The sequence below is a fragment of the Oribacterium sp. NK2B42 genome, assembly GCF_000424445.1.
Taxonomy (GTDB): domain Bacteria; phylum Bacillota; class Clostridia; order Lachnospirales; family Lachnospiraceae; genus Oribacterium.
Genome location: NZ_AUJX01000032.1, coordinates 21,966 through 40,892 on the forward strand (window position 1 = coordinate 21,966; position 18,927 = coordinate 40,892).

At 44.9% G+C, this 18,927-nt stretch carries 14 protein-coding genes; all 14 read left to right on the forward strand.

The genetic code is table 11. The features are described from left to right. Positions 1-81: 81 nt before the first annotated feature. Positions 82-630, forward strand: a complete 549-nt coding sequence (locus G625_RS22745) for a hypothetical protein (protein WP_049895824.1) — start codon at positions 82-84, stop codon at positions 628-630. Between the two features lie 79 nt (positions 631-709). Further along, positions 710-2,455 carry a zinc-ribbon domain-containing protein gene (locus G625_RS0109365; RefSeq protein WP_029200919.1) on the forward strand — a complete coding sequence of 582 codons (1,746 nt, stop codon included), beginning with the start codon at positions 710-712 and terminating at the stop codon, positions 2,453-2,455. A gap of 306 nt (positions 2,456-2,761) precedes the next feature. Beyond that, positions 2,762-3,697, forward strand: coding sequence for a carbohydrate ABC transporter permease (locus tag G625_RS0109370; RefSeq protein ID WP_049895825.1), 936 nt, complete (start codon positions 2,762-2,764; stop codon positions 3,695-3,697). A 127-nt stretch (positions 3,698-3,824) separates the two neighbouring features. Next, the gene (locus G625_RS0109375) at positions 3,825-5,306 is read left to right on the forward strand and encodes an ABC transporter substrate-binding protein (RefSeq protein ID WP_029200921.1); all 1,482 of its coding nucleotides are present in this window, start codon (positions 3,825-3,827) and stop codon (positions 5,304-5,306) included. Further along, positions 5,299-6,252 carry an ABC transporter permease gene (locus G625_RS0109380; RefSeq protein ID WP_029200922.1) on the forward strand — a complete coding sequence of 318 codons (954 nt, stop codon included), beginning with the start codon at positions 5,299-5,301 and terminating at the stop codon, positions 6,250-6,252. The genes G625_RS0109375 and G625_RS0109380 overlap by 8 nt, the downstream gene beginning before the upstream one ends. A gap of 358 nt (positions 6,253-6,610) precedes the next feature. After that, positions 6,611-6,901, forward strand: coding sequence for a co-chaperone GroES (locus G625_RS0109385; RefSeq protein WP_029200923.1), 291 nt, complete (start codon positions 6,611-6,613; stop codon positions 6,899-6,901). 107 nt (positions 6,902-7,008) lie between these two features. Then, positions 7,009-8,631, forward strand: coding sequence for a chaperonin GroEL (gene groL, locus G625_RS0109390; RefSeq protein ID WP_029200924.1), 1,623 nt, complete (start codon positions 7,009-7,011; stop codon positions 8,629-8,631). A gap of 300 nt (positions 8,632-8,931) precedes the next feature. Next, positions 8,932-11,379 (forward strand): ATP-binding protein, encoded by a 2,448-nt coding sequence (locus G625_RS21250; RefSeq protein ID WP_049895826.1) that lies wholly within the window; start codon positions 8,932-8,934, stop codon positions 11,377-11,379. Positions 11,380-11,614: 235 nt separating this feature from the next. Further along, complete coding sequence (locus G625_RS19220; RefSeq protein ID WP_029200925.1) at positions 11,615-11,890, forward strand: hypothetical protein; 276 nt, start codon at positions 11,615-11,617, stop codon at positions 11,888-11,890. Positions 11,891-12,143: 253 nt separating this feature from the next. Then, the gene (locus G625_RS0109405) at positions 12,144-14,294 is read left to right on the forward strand and encodes a clostripain-related cysteine peptidase (RefSeq protein ID WP_198014885.1); all 2,151 of its coding nucleotides are present in this window, start codon (positions 12,144-12,146) and stop codon (positions 14,292-14,294) included. Between the two features lie 283 nt (positions 14,295-14,577). Beyond that, complete coding sequence (gene guaB / locus G625_RS0109410) at positions 14,578-16,044, forward strand: IMP dehydrogenase (RefSeq protein ID WP_029200927.1); 1,467 nt, start codon at positions 14,578-14,580, stop codon at positions 16,042-16,044. 138 nt (positions 16,045-16,182) lie between these two features. Continuing rightward, positions 16,183-18,225, forward strand: a complete 2,043-nt coding sequence (locus G625_RS0109415; protein ID WP_029200928.1) for an NAD(+) synthase — start codon at positions 16,183-16,185, stop codon at positions 18,223-18,225. 3 nt (positions 18,226-18,228) lie between these two features. Continuing rightward, complete coding sequence (locus G625_RS22400) at positions 18,229-18,399, forward strand: hypothetical protein (protein WP_156885085.1); 171 nt, start codon at positions 18,229-18,231, stop codon at positions 18,397-18,399. A gap of 8 nt (positions 18,400-18,407) precedes the next feature. Continuing rightward, on the forward strand, positions 18,408-18,923 hold the full coding sequence (locus G625_RS0109425; protein ID WP_029200929.1) for a hypothetical protein: 516 nt from the start codon (positions 18,408-18,410) through the stop codon (positions 18,921-18,923). Positions 18,924-18,927 lie beyond the last annotated feature (4 nt).

The following is an 18,927-nucleotide window of genomic DNA, read 5'->3' on the forward strand; positions in this document are numbered from 1 at the left end:
TAGCATTACATGAGTTTTTGATGCAGAAAAACCAACAGTTCAATATCCGGAAGAAATGGCCGGAAGAAGGGAGAGATTAAAATGATCAAAAAAGGAATTATGACAGGTGTGATGGCTCTGCTGCTCGGCGGTGTTATGTGCTTTACCGCTTTTGCGGGAGAGTGGGTAGAGGACAGCAGCGGATGGTGGTTCCGGAACAGTGACGGAAGTTTCCCGTCCAATGGCATCTATGAAATAGGCGGGAAAAAGTATGCGTTCAATGATTCCGGGTACTTAGTCCAGGACAACTGGTATCAGCATCCCGAGACCGGAGACTGGTACTATGCTTCCGGCAGCGGAGCACTGGCATCTGACCAATGGGTAGGAGACTATTATATGGGCAGCGATGGGGCAATGGCAACCGATACCTGGGTCGATGGATATTATGTCGGAGGCGACGGAAAATGGGTTGAGGGGGCTACGAAGAGCAGTTCTTCAGGAAGTTCCTATTCGTCCTATGATGAGTATGGAGATGTACATAACCCGTTCCGGGACGCACCTCTGGGCTACGGATACGACCACAGCAGTAGCAGCAGCACCTCATACAATAATGATCTTGAAACCAAGGACTTCCGTCACCACTCATACTAGTCCGTCAGATCACTGCTATATAACTATTGGCAAGTGAAGTGAATTTGGCATACAGGGGTTTGCAGAAAGGAGTTACACTATGTTTTGTCCGAATTGTGGAGCACAGCTTCCGGATGACAGTACATTTTGTGAAAAATGTGGGGCAAGGCTGGAAAAACCTGTTAAGCGCGACGGCTCCGGGATGACAAAATATGCAGTCATCGGGATCGCAGTTATCCTGCTGGTCGCAGTTGCAGCGCTTTTTTTGAGACCCGGCACGGGATCAGAAAAAGCCGCAGCGACGGAACCATTGAAGGAGAGCACTTCAAATCCGGCACAGCAGAGTGCTGCGGCACCGGTTCAGGAACCTGCGACAGCAGTGTCTATGGGTGAAAAAGAAGCTGCTTCTGATGCAGTTGAAAGTGTATCAGGCGGACAGACGGACCGGGTGGTGTCTCCCCACTGGGTGAAAGGAACCGGAAATCCGGCTGCGCCGGTGGTCCTTTATGATACCCTGAGTGAGGCGGAGAAGATCTATTATGACGCCTTGGAGGAGCACTATACAAACGGTACAAGGGAAGTCAGGATCGGAAAACAGAAAGGTTCGGGAATGGATGAATTTGAGCGGGCGAAATATGCCTTTATGAACGATCATCCATACATCGGAGAAGCTCATCACTATACCTCCAGCAACCTTCTTCCTGTGACAGCCGGAAGCGATGAATTCCGTATCATATTTGAAGACAGGCGGGATCATGCTGCTGATCTTGAGGCGATTCGGGCGGAAACAGACCCGTTCATAAAAAACCTGAGCGGGAAGGCCAGTGAAAAGGTACTTGAGATCAACAATTACATCACAGACAGGGTGTTTTATGACTATGCTTATCTTGAGGATTATACAAACCAGGTCGATGAAAGCGGCTTTCGTGCCGTAGATCCGGAAAACATGCCTGTAGAACTTGCGCACAGTGCCTATGCGGCTATTGTTGAACGGGTCGCAGTATGTGACGGATATGCACTGGCATTTGCTTACATCTGTCAGGAAGCCGGTATCCCATGCTATGTACTTATGGGAGATGCGATTACCGCTGAAGGTGAGACCCTCACTCATGCGTGGAATATCGTGCAGCTGGAAGACGGCAACTGGTATGAGATCGATACAACCTGGAATGACAGCAGAGGAGATCATACGTATTTCTGTATTCCCAGCTCGGAAATGGAGAAGAATCACACCAGGAAACAAGGCGATATGTATGGCTTTGCCGATGTGATCCCAAGAACTGACGAAGAAAGTGACACACAGGGGAAGCTTACAGGGAATGGATCGGAACGACCAGCTTTTGCAGATTTTTACTGGGCAGATCTTCTGATAGAGAAAAAACAGAGTCCGTTTACCGGAGGAAGGCAGCTGACCGACGCTTCGGAGATATCCGGAGACTGGAAAGTGATGATGATGAACATTCCTTCTGATGATGATATCTTCAAGTATCGAATGCTTCTTAACATGCAGATCAGCATTAACGGAGACACAGCTGAAGTCACCGCCGACTGGTACCGTAATTATACTTTGGTTCCCGAGACGATGCAGCCGTTCTCAGTATATGACGCTTCAAATGATTCCGACGTGGTCTATGCCGGACTTTTCTCATCCTCTCCGGATGAGAAGACACTTACCGTTCAGGATCTTGTCAATGACGCAGCGTCAAGATACCTCTTTAACGGCGGAGGTAATATCGAGACTATCCGTATAGACAAGTTTTACGAAAACAACGGTGTGCAGTACGGAGTCGGTTCGGTTTTGGGAAACGACGGGGAATACATCGCGCGGATAACTCTGGTGCGGTAACCGAACTTATACTTACCAACGTGAGTGAGTCATGAATAGTGTAGTAATTGGCTGAACTTTTATAAATCCGGCCGATCTTTTCGCTACATATTTCCATGTTGAATCAAAAAGACGCATTGACCTTTGGGGTCATGCGTCTTTAAGGGCATGATCTTCGGATCATGTCTTTTTTCTTAAATTATAAAAACCTCATGATATAATTATTATTGAGCATTATAGTTATAAAAAAATAACCGATAATATAAGAATAGTAAAATTTTTTATCGGGTTGACACACAATATCCGATGGAAAGGCAGAGGAAAATCGTGGAAAAAAACCATTTCAAAGATATCAATCAATATGTAAGTCCGGAAAACAGTGCTTACTCCAAAAAGGCGAACACTGTGGTGAGCTTTGTGTATATCGCTCTTTCAGTGATCATGTTCCTGCCAGTACTCCTTGTAATCATAATCTCGTTTTCCTCTGAGGATAGCATAAATGAAATCGGGTACAGCTTTTTTCCAAAAGGATTATCTCTGAAGGCTTACGGCTACCTCTTTAATTCCGGTGGCTTTCTTGGAAGAGCCTTTCTGAATTCCCTTTTGATAACTGCAGCCGGTGTTGTTTTCGGCCTTATGCTCATGTGTCCCATAGCTTATGCATTATCCCGAAAAGAATATAAATTGAGACGAGGAATCCTTTTGTTCCTTATGATTCCAATGCTTTTTTCCGGTGGTCTTGTGTCGTCCTATATGGTGAACACCCAGATTTTTCATTTGAGTAATTCTTATTATGCCCTTATTCTGCCAAATCTCTGTTCAACCTGGTTCATCATGATACTGAGAAATTACTTTCAGAATGCCATACCGGATTCCCTCATAGAAGCAGCGGAGCTGGACGGAGCCGGCCATTTTCAGATATTCAGACTCATAGTGGCACCCGTGGCGAAGCCTGTCATCATGACAGTTGCCCTGTTCCAGACCTTCAACTATTGGAACAGCTGGTATCCATCGCTTTTGTATCTTGACAGTAATCACACAGAGCTTTATCCACTCCAGTATGTTCTTGTAAATATGGACCGAAGCATTCAGACTCTCGTCAGAGATACCCAGTATCTTTCGGGAATGAATGCCTATACTCCGCCCACCATCACCATCAGAATGGTCATGGTAGTGGTGGTTATACTTCCGGTGATGCTGATACTTCCGTTCTTCCAGCAGTTTCTGAAGCGAGGAATGACAGTCGGAGCCATAAAGGGCTGATATGGACAGGCGTGAATTTCATCATTATCAGTGCCGAAAAGCATGGGTTCATATAGGAGCCAATTAGATTGGTATCTGAATGTCAGAAATAAACGGCGAAAAACATGAGCTTAAATAGGAGATTGGTATGCTGCGTAAATTTATAAATAGGATAGTGGCTGTATTTTTTGCGATATCGCTTTCTGTTTTAATGCTTACAGGCTGCGAAGCCGCAAGAAAAGACGATGACAGCATCGTCCTTCGATGGGTTACCTACCAGGCCTCGGATGTGCCTCTTGATATAAAAGAAGTGGTGGAGGCTGCCAATGCCGTGTCGAAGGAGAAGATAGGAGTTACCGTAAAGCTTGAATTTCAGCCCTCGGATAAACTTAATCTGATGATGGCCTCCGGGGAATATTATGACATGGTCTTTACCTCTTCATGGGTAAATCCGTTTGATAAGGGAGCTTCAGCCGGGCTTTATCGTGACGTAACGGATTTAGTGAAGACAGAGACACCTGCACTATATGATTACATAGATCCCTTCTGGGATGCCGGAACGGTTAATGGGAGAATATATGGGATTCCGCTTCTTAAGGATATGGGTGCCGAAGAAATGTTCCGCATAAATTCGGATTATTTTGAAGGAAAGAAGGGGATGGTCATCCCGGAAAGAATGAATTTTGAGGATATAGAACCCTTCCTTAAGGCTTACAAGGAGGACTTTCCGGGCAGGTATCCCCTGGATATGACCAGGGGCGGGATACCGGGATATATGAATTCTGTGGAGAGGGTAGTCCAGACTCTGGTGGTGCTGCCTTTTGGTGAAGGTCATGAAGCCTCAAATGTGATACCGTTTTACGAGTGTGATCAGCTGATGGACAGGTTCAGGCTCTTACACAAGTGGTATAAGGCGGGGTACATTCATCCCGATGCCGCAACCATAGAATCAACGACCTCGGATAAATCCATTCCGGTTCGTTTCGGAGTTGCCTGGAAAGGATATCAGGGATACTCAAATCCCGAGAACTGGGGATTTAATGTCAAAACCTCAATCTATGAAGGTCCGTTTTTATCCCGCTCCAGCGAGCAGGGAGCCATGATCGGTATATGTGCAGCCTGTGATGATGAGCACACAAAAGCATGCCTTAAGTATCTCGAACTGCTCAGCACAGATAAAAAGTTCAGGGATATCCTGGCTTACGGGATAGAAGGCAAGCATTTTGAATATCTGGAAAACGGTACCGTCCTTCGAACTGATACGGGACTCAGCAGATACAATACTTCTCTCTATCAAACGGGAGCTGCAGCCGCTGCTTCCGTGGAATCTGTCAGCAGGACTTTTCTGGCGGACCCCGATCAGTGGAAGGGCGTATTTGAGGAATACGAAACAGATGGTATATACAGTGCCATCAATGGGTTTGCCTATGATCAGGCCAGAAAAGAAGATATCATTGCCGCTTTGAATGCAATCTACAGTGACTATAAGACAGAGCTCATCACCGGTACAAGCGATCCTGATAAGGTACTTCCGGTGATAAAAAAGCGAATGGAAGAGGCAGGCATGAAGGAACTGGTGGAGGATGTAAGGCAGCAGCTGGAGGAGTGGAAAAAACTTAATCATGAATAAAGCTTCTGTAAAGAAAGAAATAGGCTACTCAAAAAAGAAGAATCGTGACCTGACGCTTATGGCGCTTCCGGCCATAATATGGTTCATCTGCTTTTGCTATATTCCCCTGTTCGGAATATGCTTTGCGTTTAAAAGGTTCACACCGGTACCCGGAGAATCTCTTTTTAAAAATCTGTTTGTGAACAGCAAGTGGGTGGGACTTGAAAATTTTTCATTTCTGCTCCGGTCTTCGGACATGCCCGGGATAATGTTTAACACGCTTTTTTACAACATTATCTTTATAATACTCAACATAGTCATACCTGTTTTTCTGGCGATTTTTCTTACGGAGTTACACAGCGAAAAACTAAAGGGCAGCATTCAGATGGTTATGGTTCTTCCGTACTTTCTGTCCTGGGTCATAGTCGGATATCTGGTATATGCTTTTCTTGCCACGGATGAAGGAACTGTCAATCATATCCTCGGCTTTTTTGGAAAAACAGCCGTTCAGTGGTATCAGAGTCCAAAATGCTGGAGATTGTTTCTGATAATTCTCGGAGTATGGAAGTCCGCAGGCTACAGCATGATTATTTATCTCTGTGCCATTACTTCCATCGACAGAACCCTGTATGAGAGTGCGGATCTTGACGGAGCCACCTTTATGGAAAAGGTGCACTATATCACCTTGCCGCATCTCACTCCGACCATATGTACCATCTTTATATTGAGCGTCGGGAATATACTTAATTCGGATTTTGGACTTTTCTATCAGGTGCCCATGGACTCCGGCTCCCTGCAGGGAGTCACACAGACCCTGGACGTATATGTCTATAAGGCTCTCATGCAGCAGGCAAACTTCAGTTTTTCGGCAGCGGCATCGTTTTTACAGAGCCTGGTAGGTTTTGTACTCCTGATGGTGACCAATAACATCATCGCTGCCATCGACAGGGACAGCAGTCTGATGTGAGAAGGCAGTGTGACCAAACTCGATTTAAAGTTTATGAATGCCATTCTGAGTGCTATACGCACTATCTTCGTGAGAAGAAAGTGTGACCCAACTTGATTAAAGGTCAGCGAAATGCTTTATCCGGGAGCGTTTCGCTGGCTTTTTTTATGGTTGGAATGTGAATAAAATGTGAAATCTTAAAATTGTTAGCACTCGACCCTTGACGTTGCTAATAATGCGTTTTATAATACGTTTTGTTGCTAGAGAAAAAGTCTTTCAGACATAAAAACAGAAATCCGGTTAGCTTAGATGTGGATTTTTGTAAAAATTCTATATCCCGTTCTAGCCGGACAAGTTAATAAATTAGGAGGTCAATCAAATGAAGTTAGTTCCATTATTTGACAGAGTAGTTCTTGAGAAAGAAAAGATGGAAGAGACCACAGCAAGCGGTATCGTTCTTCCCGGACAGAATGACAAGGAGAAGCCAGGTCAGGCAGTTGTTGTTGCAGTAGGTCCCGGCGGAGTTGTTGACGGAAAAGAGATCACAATGCAGGTTAAGGTTGGCGATCACGTTCTTTTCTCAAAGTATGCAGGTTCAGAGGTTGAGATCGACGGAACCAAGTATACAGTTGTTAAGCAGAACGACATTCTTGCAGTTGTAGAGAAGTAAGATTACTGTGAGGCAAAAACATTTGCCTGAGTTATCGAAAGATTAATACAGATTTCCCGTCGTGATTTCGAAAAAGTAACGGCGGAGAGCTTGAGGAGGAATTCAAAATGGCAAAGGAAATTAAGTACGGCGTTGAGGCCAGAAAGGCACTTGAGGCCGGCGTTGATCAGGTAGCAGATACAGTTAAGGTAACCCTCGGACCTAAGGGCAGAAACGTAGTTCTTGATAAGAGCTATGGCGCACCGCTTATCACAAACGATGGTGTTTCGATCGCTAAGGAGATCGATCTTAAGGATGCATATGAGAATATGGGTGCACAGCTCGTTCGTGAGGTTGCATCAAAGACAAATGATGTTGCAGGTGACGGTACAACAACTGCTACTGTTCTTGCACAGGCTATCGTTAAGGAAGGAATGAAGAACCTCGAGGCAGGTGCCAACCCGATCATCCTTCGTAAGGGTATCCACAAGGCAGTTAAGGCTGCTGTAGAGTCCATCAAGGCTCAGTCTTCAAAGGTTAAGGGCAAGGATCAGATCGCTAAGGTTGCCGGAATTTCTGCAGGTGATGAGCACGTTGGTGAGATGGTTGCCGATGCTATGGAGAAGGTTTCCAAGGATGGTGTTATCACTGTTGAGGAATCAAAGACCATGCTTACAGAGCTTGATGTAGTTGAAGGTATGGAGTTCGACAGAGGATATATCTCAGCTTATATGTGCTCAGATATGGACAAGATGGAAGCAAATCTTGACGATCCTTACATCCTTATCACAGACAAGAAGATCTCAAACATCCAGGATATCCTTCCTGTACTTGAGAACATCGTAAAAAGCGGCGCTAAGCTCCTTATCATCGCAGAGGATGTTGAGGGTGAGGCTCTTACAACACTTATCGTTAACAAGCTTCGCGGAACCTTCAATGTAGTTGCTGTTAAGGCTCCGGGTTATGGTGACAGACGTAAGGAAATGCTTCAGGATATCGCTATCCTTACAGGCGGACAGGTTATCTCTTCAGATCTCGGTCTCGAGCTTAAGGATACAACTATGGAGCAGCTTGGTCGTGCTAAATCAGTTAAGGTTTCCAAGGAGAAGACAACTATCGTTGACGGTGAAGGTCAGAAGTCTGACATCGAGTCACGTATCGCTGAGATCAAGCAGCAGATTTCTACAACCACATCTGATTTCGACAGAGAGAAGCTTCAGGAGAGACTTGCAAAGCTTTCCGGCGGCGTAGCTGTTATCAGAGTTGGTGCTGCAACTGAGACAGAGATGAAGGAAGCCAAGCTCCGTATGGAGGACGCTCTCAATGCTACACGTGCAGCAGTTGAAGAGGGTGTTATCGCAGGCGGCGGATCAGCTTACATTCATGCTCAGAAGTCTGTTGAGAAGGTTGTTGAAGAGCTCGACGGAGATGAGAAGACAGGTGCAAAGATCATTCTTAAGGCACTTGAGGCTCCTCTTTACACAATCGCTTCAAATGCAGGTCTTGAGGGCGCAGTTATCGTAAACAAGGTAAAGGAGACTCCGGACGGACAGGGCTTCGATGCTCTTCACGAGGAGTATGTAGATATGCTTGAGGCCGGAATTCTTGATCCTGCCAAGGTTACAAGAACAGCTCTTCAGAACGCAGCTTCTGTAGCTTCAACACTCCTCACAACTGAGGCAGTTGTAGCTGACATTAAAGAGCCTGTAGCTCCCGCAATGCCTAACCCGGGAATGGGCGGAATGATGTAATAAAAGTAAAAGTTTGAACTTTTAAACTTATTTGGTGTGTCTGGTATGTGTCCGTATAAATCCGGCATATGACAGGCTCATGGATTACAAATGTAGATCAGGTAAGACCCCGCAGAAAATCACTGCGGGGTCTTATTTTTTACGATAAAAACAGTCTGTGTCATAAGAAATACGTTCTGTTAACAGAGGATGTATTTTGGGGGAATTATAAGTATAATGAGAGTGTAGATGTTGTCCTTTAGTAGGTTATGAGGACAGAAGCTTTTGTCCGAATGGCCGCATAATATGGAGGCTTGAATCATGGTAAATAAAAAACCGGGGTTTACGGCGACGTTCGCCATCATTATTTCGGTTATGCTCCTTGCGGTGAACTTTCTGCTGGGTGGCATACTTGTGAACAACTCCAAAAAGTCTATGATCACACTCATTCAAAACCGTATGCTTGATATCTCAAATACCGCTGCGGATATGCTTGACGGAGATGCCCTCAGAAGCCTGAAAAAAGAAGACAAGGACACGCCCGCCTACAGGCAGGTCAACGATACTCTCGCATATTTTCAGAACAATATCGATCTCAAATATATTTACTGCGTTACGGCAAAAAGCGAAAAAGAATTTGTATTTTCCGTTGATCCCACCATAGAGGATCCGGGTATTTTCGGGGAACCTGTAGTGTATACCGATGCGCTCTACCGTGCAAGCAAAGGTGTTCCGTCAGTGGATGAGGAACCTTACTCCGATGACTGGGGACGATTTTACAGTTCATACAGTCCGGTTTTTGATTCAGCGGGAAATGTTGCCGGTATAGTGGCTGTGGATTTCGATGCCGAGTGGTATGACTGGCAGTTTAAAAAACAGGACATTTCCATACTTATCAACAGTATTGCCTCCGTTATCATCGGTATCCTTCTTGTTTTCATCGCTACAGGAGGGCTCAGGCGCAGGATGAAAACCATTTCGGAGGATATTGCAGATGCCACAAGAGATGTGGAGGAACTCAGTCTGAAGGTTGATCTCGAAACCACCATGGCAGACAGCGGAAATTATGAACCTACCGATGTACAGGAGCTGGCAGTGCGTATCCGTAAAGTCAGGGATGGACTGGCCAAATATACCGGCAATATCAATACCCAGGCCAATAACATGATCAATGCACTTTCTGCGGAATACAGAGGAGTATATTATATAGATCTGGATAATGATGATGGAATCTGTTACCGGACACATAGTAAGATAGATAACGGTATAGGGAGAGGAGAGCATTTTCCCTATATAAAAACACTCACCAAATATGCCGAGGATTATGTAAGTGAAGATTACCGTGAGGATTTTCTGAAGTTTATAGCTCCTGAGACTATCCGGGAAAATCTGAAGGATGAGCCTGTATGTACCTTCCGCTATATGATAGATCAGGAAGGACACCAGTCCTATGAGATGATCCGTATGGCGGGGATACGTCATCATGATTCCGAACCAAATCATGAAATCCGGGATATCAGCATGGGTTTTGCGGATGTGGATGCCGAGACCAGACATACCCTGACACAAAGCCAGGTGCTTTCCGATGCACTTTTATCCGCGGAATCAGCCAGCAAGGCAAAAACAGCATTCTTATCAAATATGAGTCATGAGATCCGCACACCTATGAATGCCATCATTGGCCTAAACCGTATCGCACTGGATGATCCCAACACTCCGGAAGTCACAAAGGAATACCTGAAAAAGATAGGTACGTCTGCGGATCATCTGCTGATGCTTATTAATGATATTCTCGATATGTCACGCATAGAAGCAGGTCGTATGGTGCTGAAAAAGGAAGTATTTTCACTTCCTGCTTTACTCGGGGAAATCGATGTGATCATAGGAGGCCAGTGCAAAGAGAAAGGATTAAACTGGAAATATGACCTGAGAAACACCGCCGGTGAATGTTTCATCGGGGATAATATGAAGCTCAAGCAGGTACTCATCAATATCCTGGGGAACTCCGTAAAATTCACTCATACAGGAGGCAATGTAGATCTGGATGTGGAATGTATTTCCCATTTTAAAAATTCTTCCGTTTTCAGGTTTGTCATAAAGGATACCGGAGTAGGAATGGACAGCGAATTTCTGCCTAAGCTGTTTGATGCTTTCAGCCAGGAGTCTTCTTCAGTGACCACAAAATATGGCAGTACGGGTCTCGGAATGTCTATCACGAAGAGCATAGTGGAAATGATGAATGGTGACATAAAGGTTGAAAGTCAAAAGAACGTCGGCAGCACATTTACCGTAACTGTTACACTTGAAGATTCGGATACGGTTCCTGCCGATACAGTGCCTGATGTACCGGAGGAGTCCGATTATGAGATCTTAAAGGGAAAGCGTATCCTGTTGGCGGAGGATATGGAAATAAATGCAGAGATAATAAAAATGCTGCTTGATGAAAAAGAGATTACGGTTGAACATGCAGGAAACGGACAGATTGTTGTTGATATGTTCTGCAGTAGTACTGAGAACTACTATGATGCCATCCTTATGGACATGAGGATGCCTGAGATGGATGGACTCGAAGCAACCAGGATGATTCGGAAGCAGGACAGAAAGGACGCGCATACCATACCGATAATAGCTCTTACCGCCAATGCTTTTGAGGAGGACGTTCAGCGTTCGCTTCAATCCGGTCTGAACTCACACCTTTCAAAACCGGTTGAGCCGGATGTCCTGTATTCTACTCTGGTAAAGGAATTGAAAAAGAAGAACGTTCTTTGAATTGCACCCTTAATGTAAATTTCGTATAATTAAGCTCGGATTGCACAGTTGTAATCCGGACTTTTTCGAAAAAATGCCGGTTTTACATATAGTACGGTTGAATGGAGTCAATTAGATCAGCATTTGTATGGCAGAAATAAACGGCGAAAATGTTAGTTTATAGAGCTGATTAGATCTGCATCCAAGTGTCAGATATTAAGGTTTATAGTCAGTGTTAATAGATTAGGAGAAATATATGGATGATTATGTAGAGCACATGGTGAAAAGAAACGACCCTGTATACTGGAAAGCAGCATTGGGCATTGCAGCAGTTCTTACGGTTATCTCACTGTTTTTGGCCCTTCAGTATGCATTTGCACTGCTTTTGCTCCTTGCGATGATGGCAGCCGACTATGCAATCTGGCTGTTTTCAAGTGTTGAATATGGAGAAACCCACACTGCTTTTTTGCAACAGTCCAGTCGGCTCTTATCCGCTCATGCCCCGGCTGAACTATTATATTTTGCAGTTTAAGATACATATCTGCTTATGGTTATTCTCGACTTAAAATTGACGTAAAGCAGATATTTGATTCAGGTGACATTTACGAAAACCTTACAAAAATGAAGGAACAGACTTTTTTATTAAAGTCTGTTCCTTTTTTGTATGGATAACTTCAACCAAATTAAGGCGGATTTTTGTTAACATGTAAGAACAGAGACAGTAGCGGTTCCGGTAATGTCAGATGAAGAACCGTTTCTTCTCAAAGGGAAGGGTTTATGATATTATGAGAGAGTTTAAGAGCAGAAAAAAACAGGATGATAATAACGAGACCTGGGAGAATGAGGAGTTACAGGAATTTAGAAAGGACTCCGTGGAATTCTTCAGGAAGCATAAGAAGGTTCTTGCTTTGGGTGCCGGCTTTACCATAGCCTTTATGCTTTTATTCGGAACCATAGCTTTTGGAATCGTTAATCGTGCCGCTACAGTTGAACAGGTACAGCAGCTTGCGGAGGTTGAGACAACCGGTGAGGTCATTAAGATCACAACCGATGAAGGTCTTACAGAGGCTGCACTTGATCAGTCAGAGAAAATCAACACTACTATAGAGACCGGAATTCCGGAAACAGCGGAGACGGCAGCTGCGACAGGCGAAGATCGTGCTTCGAAAGCAGCTGCCGGATCCGGCGCGAAGGCTTCAAACGGTAATGTTTCCGGTGGTAAAGCTTCAAAAGTAAATGATTCCGGTGCAGCAGACAATAAAGCGGCGGGAGCGGACCGCAGTGTGGATTCTGAAAAGAAAGAGGCTGATGTTTCGGCCGAAGCAGTTGCATCAGGTACTTCAGCCGGCAGCGTTTCGGGAAATACCGCACATGAAGATCAGGAGGCTCTCAATCAGATTTTGGGTGTAGGTTCATCCGCGGCAAAGCTTGATAAGGCATCTTCTGATGGGACAAAAAAGACCACGGAGACCCATATCATTCTCAGTAATGAGCCTTATATGGACGGTTCCTCTGATACAAATGCGGTTTCAGATACTGAGACAAAAGAAAATGCTCAGGAGACAAAAAATGCAGTCGAGGCTGAAACTCCTGCAGAGACCACAAAAGAGACTGCAGCTGAAACAACAAAAGAGACTATAGCTGAAACGGAAACCGCAGCGGAGACTGAAAAGGAGACAGAGGCTGCATCAGAAACCGTAGCCAAGGAGAAAAAGAGTGCCACATCAACAAACAGCGGCACAGTAACACTTCCTTTGGATAAAAAGAAGCTTACGGTTCTTGTATATATGATCGGTTCTTCTCTCGAGACCAAATCTAACCTTGCAGCAAACAGTCTTGTGACCATGCTTTCTGCAAATCTCAACACAGATGATATGAATGTTATCATCGAAACAGGCGGGACCAAGGATTTCCATAACATTTCAACTGCGGACAAGGAATTTGACGAGTCTAAGATTGAAAGATGGATGGTTAAGGGCACGAAGCTCATTTATCTCGGTGATGGCGGAAACACTTCCGAAGTCAGCATGACAGACGGTGATTCATTTGAGGCTTTCCTTAAATATGTAAAGAAAAACTTCCCGGCAAAGAGATATGAGGCGGTTCTCTGGGGACAGTCCGGCGGACCTGTAAGCGGTTTTGGATATGATGAGGTTAATGGTTCGGGCGAGCAGCTTACACTGACAGAAATGTCTACGGCTCTCGGCAATGCAGACATGGATCTGGATCTTTTGCTTTTTGATGCGAGACTTATGGGAGCCATGGAAACCGGCTACGGGCTTTCATCTCATGTGGATTATATGATCGCGTCGGAAGATAATGAGTATTCCATCGGTCTTAACTATACAAACTGGTTGAAAAAGCTGAACAGCAATCCTGAGTTATCAGCTATAGAGCAGGGTAAGCAGGTTATAGATGATTTCATTGCCGTAAACAAGGGAAAAGGTGAAGGCAAGGATGAAATGGTAGGCGCTTATTCACTGGTGGATCTTAAAGCCCTTAAGCGAAACACTTCCGACAGGCTGAAGGCATTGGCAGAGCTTCTGAAGAGCGCTGAGAAAACCGAAAACGGAAGAGACCATCTGAGACAGGCAAGTAAGGAGGCTTACAGATTTGCACCTAATTACAGCTATGATCTTGTGGATTTCAGCAGTTTTCTCGGAGCAATAGAGAGCAACTTCACAGGCAGCGGAAGTGATGGCATCAATTACAAAGATATAAGGGAAGCTGCGGCAGCTCTCAGGAGTTCTGTTGAAAATGCCGTTGAGATCAGCAGATATGTGACTCCCAATGATGACGGCGGTGTATCCGGTCTCACCATTTATTTCCCGCAGCCCGGCACAGATGCAGAAAAGAAGGAGAAAATGCTCAAAAAGTATGAGGGACTGAATTTCAGTACTTCCTATCAGCAGCTTATCAAGCAGTATACTGAATAAGTTATATGTAAGGCGGCTATGCATAGGACATGTACCTTCGCCTGGCTGCATCAGACTTAAGAAGTTGATATTACTAAGATTTCTAAATAACATACATAGAATTGCTTATGAAAAGGAGGGTTGATTTTAAACCCTCCTTTTGTTATACTCGTTAAAATTTTAAAACAAATACCCATTCATAACCTGGATCCAAGTCCTTCAAGGGGAAAAGGACCTTTTAAACAGACAGAGTGACATATTGAAAAGTGTCAACGATTGTTTTTATTTTGAAAGGAGATTTCCGATGGCCAAGATTATCGGCGATGGCATCACATTCGATGATGTACTGCTCGTACCTCAGTATTCAGAGGTTGTTCCCAATTCTGTTGATGTTTCAACTTACCTTACAAAATCCATAAAGTTAAACATCCCGTTTATTTCTGCAGGTATGGATACCGTTACAGAGCATCAGATGGCTATCGCCATGGCACGCTGCGGCGGCATAGGCATCATCCACAAGAATATGTCTATCGAGCAGCAGGCAGAGGAAGTAGATATGGTAAAGCGTTCAGAGAACGGCGTTATCACAGATCCTTTCTTCCTTAGCCCGGAGCATACTCTTAAGGATGCCAATGACCTCATGGGCAAGTACAGGATTTCAGGTGTACCGATCACAGTGGATCGTAAGCTTGTGGGTATCATCACAAACCGTGATCTGGTTTTCGAAGAGGATTTCACAAAGCAGATCAAGGAGTGCATGACTTCCGAAAATCTCATAACAGCAAAGGAAGGAACAACTGTTGAGGAGGCAAAGCAGATCCTCGCAAAGGCAAAGGTTGAGAAGCTTCCTATCGTAGATGATGATGGAGTTCTCAAGGGTCTCATCACAATCAAGGATATCGAGAAGCAGATGAAGTATCCTAATTCTGCAAAGGATTCACAGGGAAGACTTCTTTGCGGTGCAGCCCTCGGAATCACTGCCAATGTTGTAGAAAGAGCAGCTGAGCTCGTAAAGGCACATGTTGATGTGGTTGTACTTGATTCTGCTCACGGTCACAGCGGAAACGTACTTAAGTGTGTATCACTTCTCAAGGAGAAGTTCCCGGATCTTCAGATCATTGCCGGTAATGTTGCCACAGGTGCCGCAACCGAAGCTCTTATCAAGGCAGGAGCTGACTGCGTAAAGATCGGTATCGGACCGGGATCTATCTGTACAACCCGAGTTGTTGCAGGTATCGGTGTTCCTCAGATCACAGCAGTTATGAATTCTTACGAGGTATCTTCAAAGTATGGTGTACCTATCATCGCAGATGGTGGTATCCAGTATTCCGGTGATGTTGTAAAGGCTATCGCAGCAGGCGGAAACACAGTTATGATGGGTTCTGTATTTGCGGGGTGTGATGAGGCTCCGGGTGAATTCGAGCTTTATCAGGGACGTAAGTACAAGGTATACAGAGGCATGGGCTCAATGGGTGCCATGAAGCAGAAGAACGGTTCTGCAGACCGTTATTTCCAGGCCAATGCCAAGAAGCTCGTACCTGAAGGTGTTGAGGGACGTGTTGCTTACAAGGGTAAGGTAGAGGATACGATATTCCAGTTTGTGGGCGGTCTCAGAGCAGGTATGGGATACTGTGGTGCAAAGGATATTCCTACACTTCAGAGTACAAGCGAGTTCGTGAAGATCTCAAGTGCATCCCTGAAGGAATCACATCCACATGATATTCACATCACAAAGGAAGCGCCTAACTACTCGGTTGAGGATAACGGCTGATATCCGTGTTTTGTAAAAACACTGATGCCGCAAAATTCATAAAACAAATATTTATTTTTCAGGCTGTTCCGAAAAGGAACAGCCTTTTTGTGGTATAATCAACATCAAATAACAGTAAATCAATCGGAGGCTTTTTCAATGATAGAAGGATTTATAAGAGTTGCTTCCGCAACGCCCGGGATAAAGGTTGCGGATGTTTCACATAATAAAGAAGCGATAATCAGTAACATAGTGGAGGCGGAGAAGCAGGGAGTTAAGCTTATCGTTTTCCCGGAGCTTGCATTAACGGCATATACCTGTGCGGATCTGTTCCACCAGACGATTCTTATTGATAAAGCAGAAAAAGCACTGGATGAAATTGCGGAAGAAACCAAAGGAAGAGAAATTGTTGTAGTAGTGGGAACCACCTGGTATACGGATCATAAGCTTTATAATACAGCTGCTGTTCTTCACGATGGACGTATTCTTGCCATTATCCCCAAGAAGAATCTTCCGAACTATGGTGAGTTTTATGAGAGAAGATGGTTTAATCCCGGAAGCGAAGCTGTGAGATTTTTAAAGCACAGATCAAAGGCAACCGGAGAAACCTATGAGATACCCTTCGGTATGAATATATTGCTCGAAGCCGAAGACTTTAAGGATTTTGTTCTTGCAGCTGAAATCTGTGAGGACGTATGGGTTCCGGAAACTCCCTCCACAAAGCATGCCCTTGCGGGAGCTACCGTCATTGCCAATACTTCCGCCTCTGATGAAACAGTCGGAAAGGACAGTTACCGCCGGGAGCTTATCCGTTCCACTAGTGCCCGTCTTGTGGCAGCTTACATCTATACCAATGCAGGCGACGGTGAGTCAACAACAGACCTTGTTTTCGGAGGACAGGATATCATTGCGGAGAATGGCTCCATAGTTAAAGAAGGAAAGCGCTTCGAGACAGGACTCTACATTGCGGATATCGATCTCCGTAAGCTGGATCAGGAGAGGTCCAGAACCACCACGTATCCTTCTGTTTCCGAGGAGCTGAGAGAAAAATATGAGATCGTAAGATTCAGTTTTAAGCCGGAGAAGTTTGAGTCTGAAACGGAGGATTCTGAAGCCTCAGGAGAAGCTGTTGGAGAAAAGCTCCTTGCCGAAGCATTAGATCTCAGAAGATACATCGATCCTAAACCCTTTGTACCCGGCAATCAGCAGGAGAGAACCCGGAGGTGTAACGAAATCTTCACCATACAGGCGCTGGGACTCAAAAAGAGACTGGAGCACATCGGCTGCAAGACTGCAGTTATAGGTATTTCCGGAGGTCTTGATTCCACACTGGCACTTCTGGTTACCGCAAGAGCCTTTGATCTGCTGGGATTACCGAGAGAAAACATTATCTCTGTGACCATGCCGGCTTTCGGAACCACAGACAGAACCTATAACAATGCCGTGACTCTGACAAAGAGCCTTAACGCCACTCTTAGGGAGATCAATATCAAGGAGTCGGTTTTACTTCATTTCAGGGATATCGGACATGATCCGGAGGATCATTCTGTCACCTATGAGAATTCCCAGGCAAGGGAGCGGACCCAGATACTTATGGATATCGCAAATCAGACCGATGGAATAGTTATAGGAACAGGAGATCTCAGCGAGCTTGCCCTCGGATGGGCGACCTATAACGGAGACCACATGTCCATGTATGCGGTTAATGCAGGCGTTCCGAAAACTCTGGTGAGATATCTTGTTAAGTATGTAGCTGATACTTCAGAGGATAAGGCATTAAGCTCATGTCTTTATGATATCTTTGATACACCTGTGAGCCCGGAGCTTCTTCCTCCGACAGGAGACGGAAAGATATCCCAGAAGACAGAGGATCTGGTGGGACCTTATGAGCTCCACGATTTCTTCCTCTATCAGATAATGAGATTTGGTTTCAGCCCGAAAAAGGTTTATATGCTGGCTTTGAAGGCTTTCTCACGAGAAAATCAGGGGGATTCGGACGATGCTGAGATATACGATGCTGATGAGATCTTCAAATGGTTAAACAAATTCTATTGGAGATTTTTCACTCAGCAGTTCAAGAGAAGCTGTCTCCCTGACGGACCAAAGGTTGGTTCTGTGGCAGTTTCTCCAAGAGGAGATCTGAGGATGCCGAGTGATGCGGTAGTAAAGCTGTGGATCGAAGAATTGAAAGAATTGAGGTAAATTATGGATAATATTAAGGATGACAAAAAAGTTCTTGAAAAAAGTGAAGATCTGAATAAGGCTGCGGAGACAGAGTTTATTGATGGATTTTCCGGATTCGAACCCATACCCGATCAAGATCTGAAGAAGGTTATGGGCGGTCAGGATATCATGACAAAAAGCGATAAATTTTAAGGACAATTATGGATAAAAAACAGCTTTTTAGAAAGAAAAGTTATGAGCATATCAATTCCCCTGAGAAGCTCGATCAATATCTGGATATTCCCGGTCCCAATACCTGGGCACTGATCATAGCCCTTTTTATAGCAATAGGAGCGGCCATACTGTGGGGCATCTTTGGCAGCGTTCCCGACACAGTGGAGGCAGTTGGCATCAGAACACCTAGGGGTATAACCTGCTTTGTGTCTTCCCAGGAAGCTCATCGCATAGAACCGGGTATGAAGGTAGTTGTAAGTGATGATAAGAACAGCATAGTCGGAACGGTGGATCTGGTTGGAATGAGTGTGTCTTATGACAATGCGGGACAAGCCGTTAATGCGCCCTGGCTGTTGGAACATAACCTTAACGATACAGAATGGGTGAGTTCTGTAATCGTAAAGCTTGATGATAGTGACATAGACAAGCTGGCCATTAACGCAGAGCTTAAGGCAAAGGTTGTGGTGGAAGAGAGCGCACCATATAAGATACTGTTTGACTGACTTA